Origin of the sequence: Micromonospora sp. CA-244673 (assembly GCF_050948395.1) — a bacterium.
In the GTDB taxonomy this organism is placed as follows: Bacteria; Actinomycetota; Actinomycetes; order Mycobacteriales; family Micromonosporaceae; genus Micromonospora.
This window is the reverse complement of sequence record NZ_CP192019.1, coordinates 925780-947778: the sequence shown is the minus strand read 5'-3', so window position 1 is coordinate 947778 and position 21999 is coordinate 925780. Positions and strand designations below refer to the sequence as shown.

Genomic DNA, 21999 nt, shown 5'->3' with positions numbered 1-21999 from the left:
CGTCATGGTGATCACAATTCGTCCGATCGGCGCGTCGGCGCGCCGGGCCGGCGGCGCGACGGCGGGCGGCCCGGGTCCGGGGGCTACCCTGTGCGTCATGACGAGCCCGGAAAACCGCCGCCCCGGCTCCGGCCGGCGCACCCACCGCGACCGCCACGGGCGGGGGCTGCGGGGGCGGCTGGTGCCGGCCACCGTGCCGCTGGCCCGGACCAAGGCCGAGGTCTTCGACGACCTGGTGCTGGACACGGTGGAGACGCTCGAACGCCGCTTCGCCAAGGAACTGGCCGGGGTCGAGTTCGCCGTCGAGGACGTCCCGCCGGATTTGAACGTCTACGACTCGGACGTGCTGGAGGACGGCGAGGTGCCGCTCGCCCGCCTGCTGCCCGGGCGCCCCGGCCGGCAGGAGGTGCCGCCGCGGATCGTGCTCTACCGGCGGCCGCTGGAGTTCCGGGCCATGGACCGCGAGGACCTCGCGGACCTCGTGCACGACGTGATCATCGAGCAGGTGGCGAACCTGCTCGGCGTCGACCCCGACGAACTGGCCTAGCCGGCAGCGGCAGACCGCCGCCGCGTCCCGGCCGGCCCCCGCCGGCCGGGTCGTCGGCCCCGGACCCCGGGCGGCCCCCACCACCCGGTCCGGTACGCGTGTCAGGCGGCGACCCGCCGCTTGAGCTTGCGCCGCTCCCGCTCGGAGAGCCCACCCCAGATCCCGAACCGCTCGTCGTGGCCGAGCGCGTATTCGAGACACTCCGTCTTCACTTCACACCGCGAGCAGATGCGCTTCGCCTCGCGGGTCGAGCCGCCCTTCTCGGGAAAGAACGCCTCCGGGTCGGTCTGCGAGCACAGTGCCCGCTCCTGCCACTCCGGCGCGTTTCCGAGCAGGTCGGCCACCTCGAGCTGGCCGTCCATCCGTTGCCTCCTTGTCGCGCACCGGCGTCATCGCCGCTGCAACCCCCCACGCGAAAGGCGTGCTTGTTCGTCCGGTCACAATTTGTTGCGTTCCGTGCGAACAACCCCATTCAAATTACACGCGTGTAATGCGTGCGCCGTCAAGCCAAACTTGATAATGGAGTCGCCCTCCCGACACCTTCCGGGCGGCCGTGGTGGCCGCCCGACCCTCGCAACCTGCCCTATCGATTCAGACCCCGGACGAGTAACGCCTTCCCCGGCGAGTTGCCCCAAGTTTTCTGCCGTGGCGCACCGGTGTGGACACCGCCGGCGACCCCCGGTGGAGGCTTCCGGCGGGCCGCGCCCGGGCGGTCGTCGTGACGCCGTCCAAGATCAGCATTGGTGGGGGCAAGGTTAACCCGACGCGAGCGGTACCGCCCGTCGAGCCCGCGAACGCCGACGGCGCCCCGTCCATCATGTGGACGGGGCGCGACGGTGCGGCGGCCTGATCGGTCAGTCAGTCCCCGGAGGTGAGCTGGCCGGCCAGACGAATTCGGCGATCGCGCCACCGGTGACGGAAATCGCGCCGGCTGGCGTGGCGCTGTCCCACCAGACGGTATAGAGACCGGCTGCCAGGTCCGGATAGACGGCGCTGTGGAACACGCCGTCGCGGACGTGCCGCTCGCGGACTGCGGAGTGGGTGCGGGGCTCGTCCCGGTCGGCCCGGCTGATCTCGATCTCGCGGCCGTGCAGCTCCCGTCCGGTGTGGATGATCAGCGCGCCGGAGTCGCCGCCCAGGTCGAGCACGACGCTGCCGCTCTCCGAGGGACCCAGGGTGTGGTGCTGGTGCTGGCCGTGCATGTGACCTCCCCCGTTCAGGGCTTCTTCGCCGGCGGGTTGTTGAACCCGTCGTACGGCGTGCCGAGGAACGGGAAGTCGCCCAGGAAGGGCGCGGTCACGTCGGCGGCGCTCAGGCCCGGGGTCACCGCGGTCGCCGCCGCGTCCGGCTTGAACGTCTTGTCGACCAGCGGCACGGTCAGCCCGGCGATTGCCCGCAGCGCGATGGTCACCACGTCGTCGTCGACCCGCCGGCCGTTCGGGAAGCCCGCCAGATCGCCGCCGAGCACCCCGAAGCGGTCCGGCTTGCGGCTGGGCCGGATCGCCGTGTTCAGCCGCAGCATGTCGGCCTGCAGGTCGCCGGTGGTGTTGGCGAAACCGTCGATCAGCCCGGCGGGCACGCCGGTGAGCAGGATCGCCACGAGGTCGGCCCGCGGCTTCTTCGACTTGTTCAGGGCATCCAGGTTGGGGAACACGCCCGGGTAGAGCGCGGGCAGCAACGCGGCCAGCTCGGGTTGCTCGACGAACTGGGCGAACCGCTTGTCCTCCGTGGGCGGCAACGTGTTCCACAGGTCCTTCTTGGACATCGGCACGACGACCTCGTTGAACAGCGGATTGCCCAGCCGGGAGACCTGGGTGAAGGGCCCCGCGGCCGTGTCCGCGGCCGCCCGGTCGCCGAGGACCCGGACCTGCTGGCGGGAGGCCGTCGTCCAGACGCCGATGGTCGAGGCGCGGTCGGCGTAGCCGTAGCGGCTGGCCTTGCGCCGGACCTTGGCGAGCGGGACCTGCACGGCGATGCTGTGCACGTTCAACCGGTCCAGCGCGTTGACCGGCTCGCCCTCGGTCTTGAACAGCTTCTTGCCGGCCACGTGCAGCTGCTGGAAGGGGCGCAGCGTGCCGAGGTCGAAGATGGCGCCCAGGTCGACGAAGAAGCCGTCGGCCCGCTGGCCGGCGAAGACCTTCTCCCCGGTCGACAGCCGGAACGTCGCCTGCCGCACCAGGTCCTGGTATCTGGGCGTCGAGAGCGGTCCCACGTTGCACGGCGGGCAGGGCAGCTTGTGCGCCAGCACGTGCTCCCGGCCGTCGGCGATCCGGGTCAACCGGTAGAACTGGCGCCGGTTCCAGTTCTTGCTGTCCAGCGACTCGATCGGCCCGGTGTTGTAAAGAAAGCTGTTCGGATTCGTGATCTCCGTGGTGAATTCGAAACGATAGGTGACATCCGGATTACCGTCGCCGTCGTTGTCGACGTGAATCTCGTACCGGACGTCGTCGCCGAACTCGAAGAAGTTGGGGCCGCCGGAGGGGAGCTGCACCGGCACGTAGTTGGCGATCAACGTGACCGTGTCGGGCTGGCTCGGGCTGACGAACGCGTACAGGTCGGAGCTGTCGGCGACCGGATCCTTGGCTATCTCCGGAGCCTCGCGGTGAGAGGACATGGCGGACCACACCTTCGTCGGGGGTAGCGGAAGTCGGGACCGGCGCCGGGAGCCCGCGCCGGGGGGCCGCGCCGGGGGCGCGGGGGCGGTCAGCGCCGGGCGGCGCGGACCAGGCGGTCGGCCAGGCCGCGGTCGCGTACCTGAATCCGGGTCGTGCCGACGAAGACGTCCAGCGTGCCGGAGGACGCGTCGCGGAGGTGGACCACGATCGGCTCGTCGCGCCGGCCCGCGGAGGGGGCGTTCTGCGCGGCGGACAGGCCCGGCACGGTGAGGGCGGCGGCGCCCAGGGTGGCGCTCGCGGCCGCGGTCAACGTCTGCCGGCGGGTCAGTCGCGGCCAGGGCCGCCGCTTCGGCTCAGCGGCCGGCTGCGGCTCGTCAATGGCCCACTGTGGCTCATCGATGTCCCGCTTCGGCTCATCAGTGGTCATGGGCAACCTTTCCGGGCCGGCGCCGCAGCGCCCACGATGGACCGGGGCCCGGACGCCGCCGGGTGCCCCGCGCTTGGGGATGCCGGCGGCGGTCCTCGCCGCAACCGCCGCCGGCATCCACTGGTACGGCCGGCGGCGGGGAAAGGTTCGACGCTACGCGCCGACGTGACCGTACGCGGTCGTCCGCTTGCGGACCGGCCGGCCCGCCGCCGCCGCGAGCCCCCGGAGCTGCTCCTCGGTCCGGGCCGAGCCGTTGCCCGAGCCGGCCATCCGGGAGATGGTCTCCTCCATGAGAGTGCCGCCCAGGTCGTTGCAGCCGCCCTGGAGCATCGCCACCGTGCCGGCGTCGCCGAGCTTCACCCAGGAGCACTGGATGTTGGCGATCCGGCCGTGCAGCAGCAGCCGCGCCATGGCGTGCACGGCCCGGTTCTCCCGCCAGGTCGGGCCGGGCCGGGCGATGCCGGCCAGGTAGATCGGCGCGTTGGTGTGCACGAACGGCAGCGCCACGAACTCGGTGAAGCCGCCCGTGCGGTCCTGCACGCCGGCCAGCACCCGGAAGTGAGCCAGCCACTGGCCGGGGTGGTCGACGTGGCCGTACATCATGGTGGAGCTGGACCGGATGCCCAGCTCGTGGGCCGTGCTCACCACGTCGACCCAGGCGGCGGCCGGCAGTTTGCCCTTGGTGAGCACCCAGCGCACCTCGTCGTCGAGGATCTCCGCGGCGGTGCCCGGGATGGTGTCCAGGCCGGCCTCGCGGAGCTGGAGCAGCCACTCCTTCACCGGCACGCCCGCCTTCGCGGCGGCGGTGACGATCTCCATGGGCGAGAAGGCGTGCACGTGCATCCCGGGCACCCGCGCCTTGATCGCCCGGACGATGTCGGCGTAGCCGGTGACCGGCAGCTTCGGGTCGATGCCGCCCTGGAGGCAGACCTCGGTGGCGCCGGCCGCCCACGCCTCCTCGGCCCGGTCGGCGACCTGGCCCAGGGAGAGCCGGAACGCGTCGGCGTCGCTCTCCCGCTGGGCGAAGGCGCAGAACCGGCAGCCCACGTAGCAGACGTTGGTGAAGTTGATGTTGCGGTTGACCACGTAGGTGACGTCGTCGCCGACCGCGTCCCGCCGCACGTCGTCGGCGATCCGGCACAGCTCGTCCAGCGCCGGCCCGTCCGCGCCGAACAGCGCCAGCGCCTTCGCCTCGTGCGCCGGTTCCAGCAGCGCGGCCGGGTCGTCGGCGGCCAGCCGCAGGCCGGCCCGCAGGTCGGGGTCGCTCGCCACGGCGACCGGGACGGCGACCTTCGCGGCCACCTCCGACCAGTCGCCGTAGACGTCGTCGAAGTCGCCCCGCCGGTCCCCGGTCCGCCCGGTGGTGTCGATGGTGACGTGCAGGTCGGTACGCCCGCCGAACACCTCCTCCGGCTCCTGCCACGGCCGGCCCACCGGGCGGGCCGCCTCGACGGCGAGCCCGGTCTCCGGGTCGGCCAGGGCGGTGACGTGCGGCAGCAGGCGCGGATCGAGCCACGGGTCGCCGGCCCGGACGTACTCCGGGTAGATCGTCAGCCGCTCGCGCAGGGTGAAGCCGGCCTGTGCGGTACGCCGGGCCAGCTCGTCCAGCTGTGGCCAGGGGCGCTCCGGGTTGACGTGGTCCGGGGTGACCGGCGAGACGCCGCCCCAGTCGTCGATGCCGGCGCGCAGCAGCAGGTCGTACTCGCCCTCGATGAGGTTCGGCGGCGCCTGGATCCGGGCCTTCGGGCCGAGCAGCACCCGGGCCACCGCCACCGTGGCCGCCAGGTCGTGCAGCTCCGCGTCGGGCATCCCCCGCATCGCGGTGTCCGGCTTGGCGCGGAAGTTCTGCACGATCACCTCCTGGAGGTGGCCGTACTCCCGGTGCGCACGGCGGATCGCGAAGAGCGCGTCGACCCGCTCGGCCAGGGTCTCCCCGATGCCGATGAGCAGCCCGGTGGTGAACGGCACCCCGACCCGGCCGGCGTCGTCGAGCACCCGCAGCCGCACCGCCGGCTCCTTGTCGGGCGAGCCGTGGTGCGGGCCGCCCGGCTCGGACCAGAGCCGGGTGGCGGTGGTTTCCAGCATCATGCCCATACTCGGCGCGACCGGCTTGAGCCGTTGCAGCTCCGACCAGGACAGCACCCCGGGGTTGAGGTGCGGCAGCAGGCCGGTCTCCTCCAGCACCGCCACGGCGCAGGCGCGCAGGTAGTCGAGGGTGGAGTCGTAGCCCCGCTCGTCCAGCCACCGCCGGGCCGCCGGCCAGCGCTCCTCGGGGCGGTCACCGAGGGTGAACAGCGCCTCCTTGCAGCCCTGCGCGGCGCCCTCCCGGGCGATGGCGAGGACCTCGTCCTTCTCCAGGTACGCGGCGGGCAGCCGGTGCGGCACCGTGGCGAACGTGCAGTAGTGGCAGCGGTCCCGGCAGAGCCGGGTCAGCGGGATGAACACCTTCTTGGAGAAGGTGACGACGCCCGGCCGGCCCGCCTCCCGCAGCCCGGCGTCGCGGATCTCCCCCGCGACCCGGAGCAGCTCGTCCAGCGCCGCGCCGCGCGCCGCGAGCAGCGCACTCGCCTCCGCCACGTCCAGCGCCCGGCCGGAGGCGGCCCGGCCCAGGGCCCGCCGGACGCTCGCCTCGGTCGGGACGGGCTCGCTGCGATCAACCATCCGCCCAGCCTATGCGCTGGCCGATGCGCGGCCGCCCGCCCCCGACAAGGCGAGGGCGGGCGGCCGGTGGAAAGCGGCGGCTCAGCGCGGGAAGTTCGGGTCCTCCCGGTCGAAGCGCTGCGTACGGTCGCCGTCCGGCGGGGACGGCTGGCCGGGATCGGCCGGCTGGCGCGGGATCGCCTGGGTCGGGTCGGCCGACGGCGGCTGGCCGAACGGCGGCGCCGCGTGCGGTGCGGCGCCGTACGGGGGCGCGGACTGCGGGCCGGCGAGGGGCGGACCCGACTGCGGGGCGCCGAACGGCGGGCTCGACTGTGGCGCGTGCGGCGGCGCGGTGTTGAACGGCGGCGCGGGCTGCGCCGGGCCGTACGGGCCGGGCTGCGGGTAGCCGCCCTGCTGCTGCGGCATGCCGGGGTATCCGCCCGGGGCGGGGTAGCCCCCGGGCTGGCCGGGCACCGGGCCGGGCTGCTGCGGCCAGCCGGGCTGCGCCTGGCCGTAGACGCCGGGCTGCGGCTTCGGCTTCGGGACGTAGTAGAGGGTGCGCCAGATCTTGAAGACCACGAACGCGGCGACCGCGAAGACGGCCAGCCAGGCCACCCGGGTGAGCAGGCCGAGGAAGGCGTCCAGCACCTCGCCGTCGGCGAGCCGGCCGACCAGCCAGATCAGGAAGGTCAGCGCGCCGAACACCGCGGCGACGCCGTACTCGACCAGCGCCACCTGGGTGATCAGTTTCGCCTTCGGCAGCACGGGGCGGACGTGGGTGGCGAGCAGCACGGCCAGCACCGGCAGGACGGCCGACTCCAGGCCGACGAAGGTGAAGAACGTGCTCCCGGCCCGGCCGCTGAACGTGCTGTAGTCGTCGACCGGCACCAGCAGGCGCAGCAGGCCGACGAAGAGCAGCACGGCGTTCGCGCCGAGCAGAACGAGCGCGGCCAGTTCGCGCAGCGGTTTGGTCAACTGGCTGGCCTGCGTGGTGTCGCCGGACGCGGGCTCGGCGGGGCTGGTCACGGACTCCCCCTGGGGACGAAAACGGACAGTTGCCGGAGTGAGCGTAGTCTCTCCGGCCACCGGGCGATCGACGGCGGCGCGTGCGCAAGGATGGACGTCATGCGCATCGTGGTTCTGACCGGCGGCATCGGGGGCGCCCGGTTCCTGCTCGGCGTCCGGGCGTACGCCCGGGAGGTGGGGGCCGAGGTCACCGCCGTGGTCAACGTCGGCGACGATCTGCTGCTGCACGGGCTGAAGGTCTGCCCCGACCTGGACAGCGTCATGTACACGCTGGGCGGGGGCGCCGACCCGGAGCGGGGCTGGGGCCGGGTCGGCGAGACGTGGACGGTCAAGTCCGAGCTGGCCGCGTACGGGGCCGAGCCGGCCTGGTTCGGGCTGGGCGACAAGGATCTCGCCACCCACCTGGTGCGCACCACCATGCTCAACGCCGGCTACCCGCTGTCCCAGGTCACCGAGGCGCTGACCACCCGCTGGCAGCCCGGCGTACGCCTGCTGCCGGCCACGGACGACCGGCTGGAGACGCACGTCGTGGTCGACCTGGACGGCGGCCAGCGGGCCATCCACTTCCAGGAGTGGTGGGTGCGCCACCGGGCGGACGTTCCGACGCACCGGTTCGTCTTCGTCGGCGCGGAGGCGGCGAAGCCGGCGCCCGGCGTGCTGGAGGCGATCCGGGCCGCCGACGTGGTGCTCGTCGCGCCCAGCAACCCGGTGGTGAGCATCGCGCCGATCCTGGCCGTGCCGGGCCTGCGCGACGCGATCGCCGACGGGCCGGCCCCGGTCGTCGGGGTGTCCCCGATCATCGGCGGCGCGCCGGTCCGCGGCATGGCCGACCGCTGCCTGTCCGTGCTCGGCGTCGAGTGCAGCGCGGCCGGGGTGGGCGGCCTCTACGGCGCCCGCTCGGCCGGCGGCCTGCTCGACGGCTGGCTGGTCGCGCCCGAGGACGAGGGCACCCTGGTGCCCGAGGTGACCGTGCGCTCCGCGCCGCTGCGGATGACCGACGAGGCGGCGACGGTGGCGATGGTCCGAGCCGCGTTGGAGCTGATGTGAGGCTGGAGATCCTGCCGGTGCTCGGCATCGGCGACGTGACCGAGGGCGACGACCTGGCGGCGCTGATCGCCACCGCGGCGCCCTGGCTGCGCGACGGCGACGTGCTGGTGGTGACCAGCAAGGTCGTGTCGAAGGCGGAGGGCCGGCTGGTCGACGTGCCGGCCGACGGGCCCGAGCGGCTCGCCGCCCGGGACGAGGTGCTGGCCGGGGAGACCGCCCGGGTGGTGGCCACCCGTGGCACCACCCGCATCGTGCAGACCCACCACGGGTTCGTGATGGCCTCCGCCGGCATCGACGCGTCCAACGTGGGCAAGACCCGGCTGGTGCTGCTGCCCGAGGACCCGGACGCCTCCGCCCGCGCGCTGCGCGCCACCCTGCGCGAGCGGTACGACCTCGACGTGGCGGTCATCGTCAGCGACACCATGGGCCGGCCGTGGCGCAACGGGCTCACCGACGTGGCGCTCGGGGTGGCCGGCATGCCGGCGATCCGCGACCACCGGGGCGAGATCGACCCCTACGGCAACGAACTCCAGCTCACCCAGATGGCCGTCGTGGACGAGCTGGCCGCGGCCGGCGAGCTGATCAAGGGCAAGTGCGACCAGGTGCCGGTCGCGGTGATCCGCGGCTACCTGGGCGAGACCCGGGACGACGACGAGGGCGCCCGGACGCTGGTCCGGGACGCGTCGCTGGACCTCTTCTCCCTCGGCACCGCCGAGGCGCGGGCCGCCGGCCTGCGGGAGGCGGCCACCCTGGCCGACGGCCCCGGCCCGACCCCGGCCGACCCGGCCGCCGTCGACCGGGCGATCGCCGCCGTCGCCGAGGTGGTCGCGCCCGGCACCGTCCTCACCCACGTCACCGACCACGAGGTACGCGCCGGACTGGTCGCCACCGTGCCCGGCTGGCCGGGGCGCGCCACCGGCCTGGTCCTCGGCGCGCCACCGGCCCCGGTCGACGCGGCGGACCTGGTCCGTTTCGGCGCCGACCTGCAACGGCTGCGCACGGCGCTGGCCGCGGAGGGCGTCCCGTCGGCGCTGCTCCCCCCACCGCCGGGCAGCGCCGCCAGCGCCGCCCTGGCCGTCTGACCTCGCGCGACCTCAGGCGTCGAGGACGGCCCGGCCCAGCGGGGTCAGGGTGTGCAGGACGGTGTTGCGGTCGCGGTGGCTGACCAGCAGGCCGGCGTTGCGCAGCACGGTGGTGTGCTGGCTGGCCGCGGCGGCGGAGATGCGCAGCCGGCGGGCCACCTCGCCGGTGGTGCAGCCCTCGTCGGCCGCCTCCAGCACGGCCGCCCGGGTCCGGCCGAGCAGGGCGGCCAGCGCCTCCCGCTGCGCGGCGTCGGCGTCGCTGCCCGGCTCGGGCATGAGGCCGCCGAGCCGGTCGACGGGATAGACCAGCACCGGCGGCAGGCTCGGGTCGAGGAGCGCGACCGGGGTGCGCGCGCAGAAGAACGAGGGGACGAGCAGCAGCCCCCGGCCGTCGAGGTGCAGCTCCCGGCTGTCCGGGTAGTCGAGGACCTCCAGCACGCCGTCGGCCCAGCGCATGTTCGGCCGCAGGCTGGCCAGCAGCCCCTCGGTGCCGCCGTCGAGCATGGCCCGGGCGCGGCGGGCCCGGTCCGCCTCCACGGCCGCCTGGATCCGCGACCAGTACGGGGTGACGGCCAGCGACTGGTACCGGACCATCGCATCGGTCAGGTGGCTCAGCACCTCGGGCTCGCCGCGGGCCAGGGCGCTCGCCGACGCCGGCAGCGCGTTCTCCTCGGCCAGCCGGGTGAGGTCACGGCGGAGCAGGTCGGCCGGGGTGCCCCGGATCGCCTCCAGCCCCGCGTCCAGGCCCTCCTTGCTGGCGTACGGGGTGAGGAAGTCGGGGAAGTAGCCGCGGGGCGGGTTGAGCGCGAGCAGCAGGCGGTAACGCTCCGCGGTGGTGTCCGTCCGCAGCCCGGAAGCCACGGTGCGTCGCCACTCGGTCAGGAGCGGGTCACGCCCGCGGCCCTGGAGCAGGTGCAGGCTGAGGACCAGTTCCCAGACGGGATCCGCGGCAGGAGCCACCCTGGTCCGCAGGATGTCCTCGCGGGAGAAAATGACCTTCAGCATGGAGCTCTCCCGGGCGGACAGAGGGAGTGCCCGCCACGTTGAGCACTGTACCCGCCGGTACTTATCTCCATCTTTAAGCGTGGGATGAAAAACCTCGACGGTGCCCGGCCGGGTTGGGCAGACTTCCTCTTGCCCGCCATGCCGGGGCACGGCATCGCCGAACCGGCTGTCGGTCAGCGGGCGCGCCGGTCGGCCGGACGGCACCACGAGGGTCTGCGGCTCTTTCTCCGTAGAGGTGTCGTCCGGCGACCGCTCCCGCCGAGCCAGAGCGCCACCGCCCGTACAGTGGCGGGGTGCCGGACATCGAGTCGTACACCGACCTGCACGCCGACGCCACCGCGGTGCTGGGCCGCTGGACGGCGACCAGCCCGGAGGCCGCCGCGAACCGGGACCGGACGCTGGCGCTGCTGGCCGCCGGGCCGGTGGCGATGAGCCGGGCCCACCGGCCCGGGCACGTCACGGCCAGCGCGCTGGTGCTGGACCCGACGGGCGCCCGGGTGCTGCTCTGCCTGCACGGCAAATTCCGCAAGTGGGTGCAGCTCGGCGGGCACTGCGAGCCCGGCGACCGGACCCTGGCGGCGGCCGCGCTGCGCGAGGCCACCGAGGAGTCCGGGATCGCCGGCCTGGTGGTCGACCCGGAGCCGATCGACGTGGACATCCACCCGGTGACCTGCCAGGGCGGCTCGCTGCACTACGACGTCCGGTTCGCCGTGCTGGCCCCCGCCGGGGCGACCGAGCGGGTCAGCGCCGAGTCCGAGGCGCTGGGCTGGTTCCCGCCGGACCGGCTGCCCGAGCCACTGGCCGACGGGACGACCCAGCTGGTGGCGCCGGGGTTGGCCGCGCTGGCCCGCCGGGCCGCCGGCTGACCCGGCGCCCGGTCAGACCAGCCCCTCCTCGCCGCGCTCCTTGAGCTCGTCGACCACCTTCTTCACGTCCTGCGCCCGGTCGCGCGGGCAGACCAGCAGGGCGTCCGGGGTGTCCACCACGATCAGGTCGTGGACGCCGATCGCGGCCACCAGACGGCCGGACTGCGGCACCACCACCATGCCGCTGCTGTCCCGCAGCAGCACGCCGGGCTTGGCGTCGCCGCCCAGCACCACGTTGCCGGCGGCGTCCGCGGGGAGCACCTCGCCGAGGGTGTGGAAGTCGCCCACGTCGTTCCAGCCGAAGTCGCCCGGGACGGTCGCCACCCGGCCGGCGGTCGCCGCGCCCTCCATCACCGCGTAGTCGACGGAGATCTTCGGCAGGGTCGGCCAGACCGTCCCGAGGACGTCGTCCTGCTCCGGGGTGCCCCACGCCGCCGCGATCGCGGTGATCCCCGCGTGCAGGGCCGGCTGCTGCCGGGCCAGCTCGGCCAGGAAGACGTCCACCCGCCAGACGAACATGCTGGCGTTCCAGAGGTGCCGGCCGGAACGCACGTAGCCCTCGGCCACGTCGGCGGCGGGCTTCTCCTTGAACTCGATCACCGGGCGCAGCGGGCCGTCGCCCACCGGCTCGCCGGTCTCCAGGTAGCCGTAGCCCGTCTCGGGCCGGGTCGGGGTGATGCCCACCGTCATGAGCGAACCCTGCTCGGCGCCGCGGATCGCCTGCCGGACCACCTCGGCCCAGCGCGCCGGGTCACCGATCAGGTGGTCGGCGGCGAACGAGCCCATCACCGCCTCCGGCTCACGCTCGGCGATCACCGCGGCGGCCAGCGCGATCGCCGCGCAGGAGTCCCGCGGCGAGGGCTCGACCAGGATGTTCTCCTCCGGCACGCCCGCCAGCTGCCGGGCCACCGCCGCGACGTGCGCGGCCCCCGTGACCACCAGCGTGCGGTCCGGTGTGGTCAGCGGCGACAGCCGGTCGACCGTCGCCTGGAGCAGCGAGGCCGGGGTGCCGGTCAGCGGGTGGAGGAACTTGGGGTGGCCGGCACGGGACAGCGGCCACAACCTCGTGCCACTGCCACCCGCCGGGATGACGGCGTAGAACATCAGCACATCATGCCCGAACCGCCGTGCTACGGGCCCCCGGTCGGGCGTACCCGCAGGTGACACTCAGGAACGCGCCCGGCTCCACGCGGCGATGTGCACCTCGGCGCTGGACTCCCAGGTGAACTCCTTGGCGCGGTCGAAACCGGCCTTGGCCAGGGAGAGCCGGCGCTGCTCGTCGTCGAGCAGGGCGGTCAGGTCGGTGGCGATCTGGTCCGGGTCCTCGCTGGTGTACGCCACGGCGTCGCCGCCCACCTCGGGCAGGGAGAGCCGCGGCGTGGTCAGCACCGGCGCGGCGCACGCCATCGCCTCCAGGATCGGCAGGCCGAAGCCCTCCCCGTAGGACGGGTAGGCGGCGACCAGCGCGCCGCCGAGGAAGCCGGGCAGGTCGCCGTAGCGCAGGTAGCCCGGGCGCAGCAGCCGCAGGTGCGACGGCACCTCGGCCACCGCGCGGTCGATGTCGTCGTCGTGCCCCTGGCCGCCGGCGATGACCAGCGCGGGCGGGTTCTCCCGGTCGGCGACCGCGCGGGCCCAGCCGCGGATCAGGTTGGGCACGTTCTTGCGCGGCTCCTTGGCCCCGAGGAACGCCACGTAGCTGCTGCTGCCCAGCCCGAGGCGGGCCCGGACCCGGGCCTTCTCCTCCTCGCTCGGCGCGTGGAAGGCGGCCTGGTCGACACCGTGGTAGGCCACGTCGATCCGGGTCGGGTCGGCGTCCAGCAGGCGGATCAGCTCGTCCCGGGTGGCCTTGCTCGGCACGATCACCCGGTCGGCCCGGCGCAGCGAGGTCTTGATGGCGCTGCGGAAGAAGGTGCGGCGCGACTTGTCGTAGTGCTCCGGCTCGGTGAAGAAGGTCGCGTCGTGCACGGTGACCGTGACCGGGCAGCCGGCCCGCAGCGGGCAGGTGTAGAAGGGCGAGTGCAGCACCTCCGCGCCCACCTGCTGGGCCAGCAGCGGCAGGCCGGTCTGCTCCCACGCGAGCCGGGCCGGGCGGTGGGCGACGGCCGCCGGAGCGGGGATCACCTCGGCGCCGGGCAGCATGCGGGTGTAGCGCTCCAGGTCGGTGCGGAGGCTCACCACGGCGAGGTCGACGCCGGAGCCGCAGACCCGGCCGAGGGCACCGAGCAGGCCGTCGACGTATCTACCGACGCCGCCGCGGTCGGCGGGGACACTCGTGGCGTCGATGAGCACGCGGGGCGGGCGACCGGCGGTCACGGGGCGACTCCTCAGGCTGGCGCGTCTGTGGGGAACAACACTGTCGGCAAGCCTACGCCGGGCCGGGTGCCCGACGCTGACTGCGACCCGACGGTACGCCGACTTGTCGTTGTCATCGAGTACGCGTACCGGGCGCGTATCGTTCGCGCCGATGGCCGACAACATTGCCCGGGTGTTCGCCGACGCGATCGCGCCCGACCCCGCCCGCCCGCTGCTGACCTGGTACGACGACGCCACCGGCGAGCGCACCGAACTGTCCGGCGCGACGCTCGCGAACTGGGTGGCCAAGACGGCCAACCTGCTCGTCGACGAGGTCGCCCTCGCCCCCGGCGACACGGCCGCGGTGCTGCTGCCGCCACACTGGCAGACCGCCGCCGTGCTGCTCGGCTGCTGGTCGGCGAAGCTGACCGTGGCCGAGGCCCCGGGCCATGTGGACGTGCTCTTCGCCGCCGCCGGCCGGGTCGACGAGGCGGGCGACTGGCCGGCCGGCGAGCGCTACGCGCTGGCCCTGGACCCGTTCGCGCTGCCCATGCGGCAGGTGCCGGCCGGCTTCGCCGACTTCATCCCGGCGGTACGCGCGCACGGCGACCACTTCACCCCGTACCCCGGTGGTGGTGAGGGCGACGCGGCGCTGCTGGCCCGCGCGGAGGCCCGGGCCGCGGAGCTCTGCCTCACCCCCGGCGACCGGCTCCTGGTCGACGTGACGCGGCACCCCGACCCGGTCGACTGGCTGCTGGCCCCGCTCACCGCCGGCGCCACCCTGGTGGCGTGCGCCAACCTGGACCCGGCCCGCCTGGACTCCCGCACCGCGACGGAGAAGGTCACCCGGGCCCTCGCCTGACTGTGAGCATGGCGGGGTCGGTTCAGCAGTGGTGAGCTGATAGCCGGCAGTGGCAGGCGTGACCCTTCGCCTGACTGGCTTCGTGCCTTCTAGGGGACTTGTCCGTCTGCTGCTGCCGGTGACCGGCCCGGCGGGAAGCGTTTGGCCTGATCAGGAGCTTGACCGCCAGTTAGCGGCTGGCGTGTCTCATCACAGTCCTGCCATCTCCGCACCGGACCGGACCCGTGCGTCCCCACGGTGAGGAGAGAACGCATGTCCATGCTGGCAGATCTGGTCGAGGTCGTCATCGGCGTCGACACGCACAAAGACACCCACACCGCCGCCGTGCTCGACACCCGCACCGGTGGGGTCCTGGCCAGGGTGGTGGTGAGCACCGACCCGGACGGCTATGCCGAGTTGGTGGCCCTGGCTGAGCGGCACTCAGGGCTGCGGGCTTGGGCGTTGGAGGGCTCCGGCGGCTACGGCGCCGGACTGGCCCGCTATTTGGCTGACGCTGCTGAGCTGGTCGTCGAGCTGGACCGGCCGCTGCGCCCGACCCGCCGCGCCGGAGCGAAGTCTGATCCGATCGGCGCCGAACGCGCCGCCCGCGACGCCTTGGCCCGCACCCGGCTGGCGCAGCCCAAGACCGGCTCTGAGCGCGCCGCGTTGCAGATGCGCCTGACCGCCCGACGGGCAGCCGTGGAAGCTGGCGCGGACGCCCAGCGGCAGCTGCACGCCATGGTGATCACCGCCCCGGAGGTGGTCCGGGCCCGGTTCCGCGGCCAGAGCACCCGGATCATGCTCACCACCGCCACCCGACTGCGCCCCAGCACCAGCGCGGACGTTGAGGTGTTCACCTGCCTGACGGTGTTGCGAGACCTCGCCCGCCGCGTCCGCTTCCTCGAGGCCGAAGCCACCGAACACGAAAAGGCCATCCGCGCGATCGTCCGCTCCTGGCGACCGGACCTGCTCCACCTCACCGGCGTCGGACCGATCGTCGCCGCCACCGTCCTCACCGCCTGGTCCCACCCAGGCCGCTGCCGCAACGACGCCGCGTTCGCCATGCTCGCCGGCGCCGCCCCATCCCCGCCTCATCCGGCAAAACCATCCGCTACCGGCTCAACCGCTCAGGAGATCGCCAGCTCAACCGCGCCCTGCACACCATCGTCCTGACCCGCCTACAACGCGACGAACGCACCCGCGCCTACGCCGACCGCCGCCGCACCCAAGGCAAAACCGACCGAGAGATCAAACGCTGCCTCAAGCGCTACGTCGCCCGAGAGCTCTACCGACGCCTGGAAACCCCACCCCAACCACTTGACCCGGCATAGGAGCGTCCCGGGTCAGGCCGGGGTCGGGTGGTCCGAGTCCGCGCGGCGCTGGGCGAAGGCGGCGAAGGCGGTCAGCGACTCCGGGTTGGCCAGGGCGCCCTTGGCCGCGGCGTGGTCCACCGGGGTGCCGGTGAGGATCTTCTTGACCGGCACCTCCAGCTTCTTCGCCGACAGGGTGCGCGGCACCGCCCGGACCTGGTGGATCTCGTCGGGGACGTGCCGCGGCGACAGCGCGGTCCGCAGCTCCCGGCAGACCTTCTTCCGCAGCGCGTCGTCCAGCTCCAGGCCCTCGGCGAGCACCACGAAGAGCAGCAGCTCGCCGGCACCGCCCTCGTCGTCCTCCAGGTGCACCACGACCGAGTCGACCACCTCGTCGAGCCCCTCGACCACCGAGTAGAACTCGGCCGTGCCGAGCCGGACGCCGCCCCGGTTGAGGGTGGCGTCGGAGCGGCCGGTGATCACGCAGCCGCCGCGCTCGTTGACGGTGATCCAGTCGCCGTGCCGCCAGACGCCCGGGTAGACCTCGAAGTACGCCTCCCGGTAGCGCGAGCCGTCGGTGTCGTTCCAGAAGCCGACCGGCATGCTCGGCATCGGCTCGGTGATCACCAGCTCGCCGAGCTGGCCGATCACCGGCGTGCCGTCGGCCGAGCGGGCCTCCACCTTCGCGCCGAGCGCCCGGCAGGTGATCTCCCCGGCGTGCACCGGCAGCAGCGGCACGCCGCCGACGAAGCCGGTGCAGACGTCCGTGCCGCCGGAGAGCGACTGGAGCTGGAGGCGGTCGCCGACGGTCTCGTAGACCCAGGTGAAGCCCTCGGCGGGCAGCGGTGCGCCGGTCGAGCCGACCCCGCGCAGCGCGGACAGGTCGGCGATCTCCTTCGGGACCAGCCCGGCCTTGCGGCAGGCCAGCAGGAACGGCGCCGAGGTGCCGAAGTAGGTGGTGCCGGTCTCCGCCGCCAGCCGCCAGAGCGCGCCCAGGTCGGGGTGGCCCGGGTTGCCGTCGAACAGCACGATCGTGGCGCCCACCGCCGGCCCGGAGACCAGGAAGTTCCACATCATCCAGCCGGTGGTGGTGAACCAGAAGAACCGGTCGGCCGGGCCCAGGTCGTGGTGCAGGGCCAGCATCTTCAGGTGTTCCAGCAGGATGCCGCCGTGGCCGTGCACGATCGGCTTGGGCAGGCCGGTGGTGCCGGAGGAGTAGAGCACGTAGAGCGGGTGGTCGAACTCCACCGGGGTGAAGGCCAGCGGCTCGTCGGTCTCCGCCGCCAGGTCCGCCCAGGAGAGCGCGCCCTCGGGGGGCGGCCCGGCCGGGTCGAGGTACGCGATGCCGACGGTGTGCCGCAGCGACGGCAGGGCGGCCCGGATGGCGGCCACCTCGGCGCGCCGGTCGACCGGCTTGTCGCCGTAGCGGTAGCCGTCGACCGCCACGAGCACCGTGGGCTCGATCTGCTGCCAGCGGTCGGTGACGCTGCGGGTGCCGAACTCGGGCGCGCAGGAGGAGAAGATCGCACCGAGGCTGGCGGTGGCGAGCAGCAGGACGTAGGTCTCGGGGATGTTCGGCGCGTACGCCGCCACCCGGTCGCCCCGGCCCACGCCGAGCCGGCGCAGGCCGGCCGCCACCCGGCGGACCTGCTCCCGCAGTTGCGCGGCGGTCAGCGTCTCCGGGGCGCGGGTCTGCCCGTGCGCGATCACCACCGGGTCGTCGTCGGCCCGGCCGGGCATCCGCAGCACGTTCTCGGCGTAGTTGAGGGTGGCGCCGGGGAACCACCGGGTGCCCGGCATGGTCCGGTCGGTGAGCGTGGCGGTCGGCGGGGTGTGCGAGACCACCTCGAACCAGTCCCAGATCGACCGCCAGAAGGCGTCCAGGTCGGTCACCGACCACTGCCACAGCGCGTCGTAGTCGGCGAACTCCAGCCCCCGGTGCTCGGCCAGCCAGCGCAGGTAGTCACCGATCCGGGACCGCTCACGCACGTCGGCCGGCGGCGTCCACAGCACGTCACCCACTGTTCCACCCTCCCTGAGGCCCGTCACCACACTGTGCATGGGCCGTGGCGCCATCTTGCCCTACCTCGCGAGGCCATTCTCCGCACCCGGCGTCGGTGACGGGGCGTGGCCGGCCCACACGCCCGGGCCCCGGGGTGTGTGGGCCGGCATCCCTCAGCCGGCCCGGTGGGCCTGGATCGCCCGGCGGCGGGCCAGCCGGTGGGCGCGGCGGATCTCCGCCTCCCGGTAGCGCCGCTCGTCCTCCGGCGTCTCCGGCAGCACCGGCCGCACCGGCCGCGGCGCGCCGCCCACGTCGACCCCCACGAAGACGAGGTACGCCGTGGCGACCCGGACGGGTTCGTCCTCGGCCGAGTCCCAGCGCTCGGCAACCACCTTCACGCCGACCTCCATGGAGGTGTTGCCGGTCCAGTTCACCTGGGCGTGCGCGTGCACCAGGTCACCCACCCGGACCGGTTCGGAGAAGACGATCTCGTCGATCGAGGCGGTCACCGCGGTGCCGCCGCTGTGCCGGGCCGCCGCCGCGCCGGCCACGTCGTCGACGAACTTCATCAGTACCCCACCGTGCACGGTCCCGTACAGATTGACATCGACAGCGGTCATGATGCGACTCAGCGTGACGCGCGAGTACGAGGTCGGCTTGCCCGCGGGGGCGGAGGGGTGATCTGTCATGCTGGAAACGGTACGGTGCGCGGATGCGACATCTCTGGAGCTTCCTCGCCGGGTTGGTGGTGGCGCCCGTCACCTGGGTGCTCGTCACGCTCGGTCAGGACGGATCTGGGCGCACCGTGCACCGGTGGGTGGAGATCGGTACGTACAGCACGCCCAACCTGATCGAGCCGGCCGTGTACCTGGGCGTCGCCGGCATCCTGCTCGGCCTGCTCGGCACGTTGCGCTTCTCGCCGATCGGCCCGGCCGTGGCCGGGCTGCTGCTCGTGGTCCCCTACCTCGGGCTGTTCGTCGCGCCCTTCGCCGTCCGGGACCGGGTCCCCGAGAGCTGGAAGATGCTCGGGGACCCGCTGCCGCTGCGCCAGCCGCTGGAGAACGGCACGCTGTTCCTCATCGGTGTGCTGCTGCTGATGGCCGTGTTCAGCGGCCAGCGCTGGCGACAGCGGCCGGCCGGGCCGGCCGAGGCGGAGCTGACCCCGGCCGGCAAGCCGGTCGAGCACGGCCCCTCGCTCGGCGACTGGCCTCCGGCGGACCCGACGAAGGACCCGACGAAGGACGGCGACACGGCCCCGCTCACGCTGGCCTACCCCGACACCCCCACCGAACCCCTGCCCCGCCGCACCGGCGGCGAGTCACCGTGGTCCGCGCCCCCGCGCGCGACCACCCGACCGGAGGGCACCACCGAGATCCGTTGACGACCGCGGGCGGGCCGGTCACCCGGCCCGCCCGCCCGATCGTCGTCGCCCGTGTGGTCAGCCCTTGAGCAGCTGGCGCGCCATGACGATGCGCTGCACCTGGTTGGTGCCCTCGTAGATCTGGGTGATCTTGGCGTCCCGCATCATCCGCTCGACCGGGTAGTCCCGGGTGTAGCCGTAGCCGCCGAGCAGCTGCACCGCGTCGGTGGTGATCTCCATGGCGGCGTCCGAGGCGAAGCACTTGGCCGCCGCGCCGAAGTAGGTCAGGTCGGCGTCGCCCCGCTCCGACTTGCCGGCCGCCGTGTAGGTGAGCTGCCGGGCCGCCTCCAGCTTCATGCCCATGTCGGCGACCATGAACTGGATGCCCTGGAAGTCGGCGACCGCCTTGCCGAACTGCTTGCGCTCCTGGATGTAGCCCTTGGCGTAGTCCAGGGCGCCCTGCGCGATGCCGACCGCCTGCGCGGCGATGGTGACCCGGGTGTGGTCCAGGGTCCGCATCGCGGTGGCGAAGCCGGTGCCCTCGGCGCCGATCATGCGGTCGGCCGGGATGCGGACGTTGTCGAAGTAGACCTCACGGGTCGGCGAGCCCTTGATGCCGAGCTTCTTCTCCGGCGCGCCGAAGCTCACCCCGGCGTCGGACTTCTCCACGACGAAGGCCGAGATGCCCTTCGAGCGGGCTGTGGGATCCGTCACAGCGAAGACCGTGTAGTACTCCGAGACGCCCGCGTTGGTGATCCACCGCTTCACGCCGTTGAGCACCCAGTGGTCGCCGTCCCGGACCGCCTTGGTGGTCATCGAGGCGGCGTCGCTGCCCGCCTCCGGCTCGGAGAGGCAGTAGGAGAACATCGCGTCGCCGGCCGCCACGGGGGTCAGGTACTTCCGCTTCAGCTCCTCGGAGCCGGCCAGGATCAGCGGCATGGTGCCCAGCTTGTTCACCGCCGGGATCAGCGAGGACGAGGCGCAGGCGCGGGCCACCTCCTCGATCACGATGGCCGTGGCCAGGGCGTCCGCGCCGGCGCCGCCGTACTCGACCGGGATGTGCGGCGCGTGGAAGTCGGCGGCCCGCAGCGCGTCGTAGGACGCCTTCGGGAACTCACCCGTCTCATCCGCCTCAGCGGCGTGCGGAGCGACCTTCGCGGCACAGACCTCCCGGACCGCCTCCCGGATCGCCTCGTGCTCCTCCGGCAACCGGTAGACGTCGAACGACTGCTCTGCGGGCATGTCGGCCCTCCCCTTTCACGGCTATCATGCGCAGTCTGTGGCGCCCGGAAGGCTGCCGACTGCCGCAGACTGAAGGATAGCCACCAGGGTTCAGCCGGACCTTACCGGCGGGTAGGCTCGCGCACGAGCGACGGCGACAGGCCACAACTACCCTCACAGGCAAGACGAGAGAGTTCCCTCGGTGCCGGCCCTGGCGCCCCAGCCGAACGCGACGCAAGGAAGCGCCGCCAGTGCGAGCGGAGAAAACAGGCGTGACGATCCCGTACCCGAACACCCAGCCGATGCCCGCCATCGCCGCGGTGACGCCGCCCTCCGGCGCGGCCCGACCCCGGGTGACCTTCCTGGGCACCGGCTACCTCGGCGCGACGTACGCCATCTGCTACGCCGAGCTGGGCTACGAGGTGCTCGGCTTCGACGTCGACGCGGACAAGATCGCGAAGCTGAACGCCGGCGAGGTGCCGATCCACGAGCCCGGCCTGGACGAGCTGCTCCGCCGCAACCTGGCCGCCGGCCGGCTCCGCTTCAGCACCGACATCCAGGAGACCGCCGACTTCGGCGACGTGCACTTCATCTGCGTCGGCACCCCGCAGCGGGCCGACGGGATGGGCGCCGACCTGTCGTACGTCGAGGCGTCGGTGACCAGCCTCGCCCAGCACCTGAGCCGCAAGGCGCTGATCGTCGGCAAGTCCACCGTGCCGGTGGGCACCGCCGAGTGGGTGGAGCAGCTCGTCGGTAAGCACACCCCGGCCGATCTGGGCGTCGAGGTGGCCTGGAGCCCCGAGTTCCTCCAGGAGGGCTTCGCCGTCGACGACGTGCTGCGGCCCAACCGGATCGTCGTCGGCGTCAAGAGCGAGTGGGCCAACGGCATGCTCTACGCCGCGCACAAGGGCGTCTTCGACCTGGCCGCCACCGAGGACCGCGAGGTGCCGCTGGTGGTCACCGACTTCGCCACCGCGGAGCTGGTCAAGGTCGCCGCGAACGCCTTCCTGGCCACCAAGATCTCCTTCATCAACGCGATGGCCGAGGTCTGCGAGGCCGCCGGCGGCGACGTCACCCAGCTCGCCCGCTCGATCGGCTACGACCCCCGCATCGGCAACCGCTTCCTCCAGGCCGGCCTCGGCTTCGGCGGCGCCTGCCTGCCCAAGGACATCCGGGCCTTCCAGGCCCGCGCCCAGGAGCTCGGCGCCGGCGAGGCGCTGCGCTTCCTGCACGAGGTGGACCTGATCAACCTGCGCCGGCGGACCCGGGTGATCCAGCTCGCCGCCGACCTGCTCGGCCGCCGCTCCGGCCCGGCCGGCCCGGACCTCTCCGGCACCCGGATCGCCGTGCTCGGCGCCACCTTCAAGCCGAACACCGACGACGTCCGGGACGCCCCCGCCCTCGCCGTCGCCGCGCTGCTCGGCAAGGCCGGCGCCGACGTGCACGTGTTCGACCCGCAGGGCGTGGAGAACGCCCGCCGGGCGGTGCCCGAGCTGACCTACGAGGCGACCATGAACGACGCCGTCCAGGGCGCCGACCTGGTCTGCGTCCTCACCGAGTGGGCGGAGTTCCGCAACGCCGACCCGGTCGCCCTCGGCGAGCTGGCCAACGGCCGCAAGGTGGTCGACGGCCGCAACTGCCTGGACTCCACACTGTGGACGCAGGCCGGCTGGGAGTACCGCGGCATGGGCCGCCCCTGACGCCGTGAACCGTCGGCC

Annotated in this window: 19 protein-coding genes and 1 pseudogene; 8 read left to right on the top strand and 12 right to left on the bottom strand. The window is 73.4% G+C overall.

From position 1 onward, the window contains the following. Positions 1-97 precede the first annotated feature (97 nt). The gene (locus tag ACQP12_RS04700; RefSeq protein ID WP_091260118.1) at positions 98-547 is read left to right on the top strand and encodes a metallopeptidase family protein; all 450 of its coding nucleotides are present in this window, start codon (positions 98-100) and stop codon (positions 545-547) included. Positions 548-648: 101 nt separating this feature from the next. Here the strand turns inward: ACQP12_RS04700 and ACQP12_RS04695 are convergent, their stop codons facing one another. From ACQP12_RS04695 to ACQP12_RS04670, 6 genes are all read right to left on the bottom strand, one after another. Continuing rightward, complete coding sequence (locus ACQP12_RS04695) at positions 649-909, bottom strand: WhiB family transcriptional regulator (protein WP_013284161.1); 261 nt, start codon at positions 907-909, stop codon at positions 649-651. A 492-nt stretch (positions 910-1401) separates the two neighbouring features. Continuing rightward, on the bottom strand, positions 1402-1749 hold the full coding sequence (locus ACQP12_RS04690) for a phospholipase (RefSeq protein WP_357947597.1): 348 nt from the start codon (positions 1747-1749) through the stop codon (positions 1402-1404). Positions 1750-1763: 14 nt separating this feature from the next. Beyond that, complete coding sequence (locus ACQP12_RS04685; protein WP_433285274.1) at positions 1764-3161, bottom strand: DUF4331 domain-containing protein; 1398 nt, start codon at positions 3159-3161, stop codon at positions 1764-1766. A gap of 89 nt (positions 3162-3250) precedes the next feature. Next, positions 3251-3589: a hypothetical protein gene (locus tag ACQP12_RS04680; protein ID WP_357947603.1), complete on the bottom strand. Its 339-nt coding sequence runs from the start codon at positions 3587-3589 to the stop codon at positions 3251-3253. Positions 3590-3742: 153 nt separating this feature from the next. After that, complete coding sequence (locus ACQP12_RS04675; RefSeq protein WP_433285271.1) at positions 3743-6250, bottom strand: bifunctional FO biosynthesis protein CofGH; 2508 nt, start codon at positions 6248-6250, stop codon at positions 3743-3745. A gap of 81 nt (positions 6251-6331) precedes the next feature. After that, positions 6332-7255, bottom strand: a complete 924-nt coding sequence (locus ACQP12_RS04670) for a hypothetical protein (RefSeq protein ID WP_433285269.1) — start codon at positions 7253-7255, stop codon at positions 6332-6334. Positions 7256-7354: 99 nt separating this feature from the next. On the opposite strand from ACQP12_RS04670, the gene cofD reads away from it, so the two are divergent. Together cofD and ACQP12_RS04660 are read left to right on the top strand one after the other, a co-directional pair. Next, positions 7355-8302 carry a 2-phospho-L-lactate transferase gene (cofD, locus tag ACQP12_RS04665; protein ID WP_433285267.1) on the top strand — a complete coding sequence of 316 codons (948 nt, stop codon included), beginning with the start codon at positions 7355-7357 and terminating at the stop codon, positions 8300-8302. Beyond that, positions 8299-9384, top strand: coding sequence for a coenzyme F420-0:L-glutamate ligase (locus tag ACQP12_RS04660; RefSeq protein ID WP_357947615.1), 1086 nt, complete (start codon positions 8299-8301; stop codon positions 9382-9384). Before cofD ends, ACQP12_RS04660 begins: the two co-directional genes overlap by 4 nt. 12 nt (positions 9385-9396) lie before the next feature. Here the strand turns inward: ACQP12_RS04660 and ACQP12_RS04655 are convergent, their stop codons facing one another. Then, positions 9397-10389 (bottom strand): ArsR/SmtB family transcription factor, encoded by a 993-nt coding sequence (locus ACQP12_RS04655; protein ID WP_433285264.1) that lies wholly within the window; start codon positions 10387-10389, stop codon positions 9397-9399. A 293-nt stretch (positions 10390-10682) separates the two neighbouring features. On the opposite strand from ACQP12_RS04655, the gene ACQP12_RS04650 reads away from it, so the two are divergent. After that, positions 10683-11255: an NUDIX hydrolase gene (locus ACQP12_RS04650; RefSeq protein ID WP_433285261.1), complete on the top strand. Its 573-nt coding sequence runs from the start codon at positions 10683-10685 to the stop codon at positions 11253-11255. A 12-nt stretch (positions 11256-11267) separates the two neighbouring features. On the opposite strand, the gene ACQP12_RS04645 is transcribed toward ACQP12_RS04650, so the two are convergent. Next, on the bottom strand, positions 11268-12359 hold the full coding sequence (locus ACQP12_RS04645; protein ID WP_357947624.1) for a mannose-1-phosphate guanylyltransferase: 1092 nt from the start codon (positions 12357-12359) through the stop codon (positions 11268-11270). A 63-nt stretch (positions 12360-12422) separates the two neighbouring features. Then, positions 12423-13568 carry a glycosyltransferase family 4 protein gene (locus tag ACQP12_RS04640; RefSeq protein WP_357947627.1) on the bottom strand — a complete coding sequence of 382 codons (1146 nt, stop codon included), beginning with the start codon at positions 13566-13568 and terminating at the stop codon, positions 12423-12425. A 151-nt stretch (positions 13569-13719) separates the two neighbouring features. Here ACQP12_RS04640 and ACQP12_RS04635 point away from each other — a divergent pair, with 151 nt between their 5' ends. Together ACQP12_RS04635 and ACQP12_RS04630 are read left to right on the top strand one after the other, a co-directional pair. Next, positions 13720-14409: a TIGR03089 family protein gene (locus ACQP12_RS04635; RefSeq protein WP_357947630.1), complete on the top strand. Its 690-nt coding sequence runs from the start codon at positions 13720-13722 to the stop codon at positions 14407-14409. Between the two features lie 252 nt (positions 14410-14661). Further along, positions 14662-15719, top strand: a pseudogene (locus tag ACQP12_RS04630) (IS110 family transposase). A gap of 12 nt (positions 15720-15731) precedes the next feature. Here ACQP12_RS04630 and ACQP12_RS04625 read toward each other — a convergent pair. Together ACQP12_RS04625 and ACQP12_RS04620 are read right to left on the bottom strand one after the other, a co-directional pair. Continuing rightward, entirely contained in the window at positions 15732-17720 is a 1989-nt protein-coding gene (locus ACQP12_RS04625) for an acetoacetate--CoA ligase (protein WP_357947633.1), read from the bottom strand. 153 nt (positions 17721-17873) lie between these two features. Beyond that, positions 17874-18389, bottom strand: a complete 516-nt coding sequence (locus ACQP12_RS04620) for an acyl-CoA thioesterase (protein ID WP_154230056.1) — start codon at positions 18387-18389, stop codon at positions 17874-17876. A 23-nt stretch (positions 18390-18412) separates the two neighbouring features. Between ACQP12_RS04620 and ACQP12_RS04615 the strand changes: the two genes are divergently transcribed. Continuing rightward, complete coding sequence (locus tag ACQP12_RS04615; RefSeq protein WP_433285256.1) at positions 18413-19081, top strand: hypothetical protein; 669 nt, start codon at positions 18413-18415, stop codon at positions 19079-19081. 57 nt (positions 19082-19138) lie between these two features. Here the strand turns inward: ACQP12_RS04615 and ACQP12_RS04610 are convergent, their stop codons facing one another. Beyond that, positions 19139-20302: an acyl-CoA dehydrogenase family protein gene (locus ACQP12_RS04610; protein WP_357947640.1), complete on the bottom strand. Its 1164-nt coding sequence runs from the start codon at positions 20300-20302 to the stop codon at positions 19139-19141. A 251-nt stretch (positions 20303-20553) separates the two neighbouring features. Between ACQP12_RS04610 and ACQP12_RS04605 the strand changes: the two genes are divergently transcribed. Beyond that, positions 20554-21981 carry a UDP-glucose dehydrogenase family protein gene (locus tag ACQP12_RS04605; protein WP_357947643.1) on the top strand — a complete coding sequence of 476 codons (1428 nt, stop codon included), beginning with the start codon at positions 20554-20556 and terminating at the stop codon, positions 21979-21981. Positions 21982-21999 lie beyond the last annotated feature (18 nt).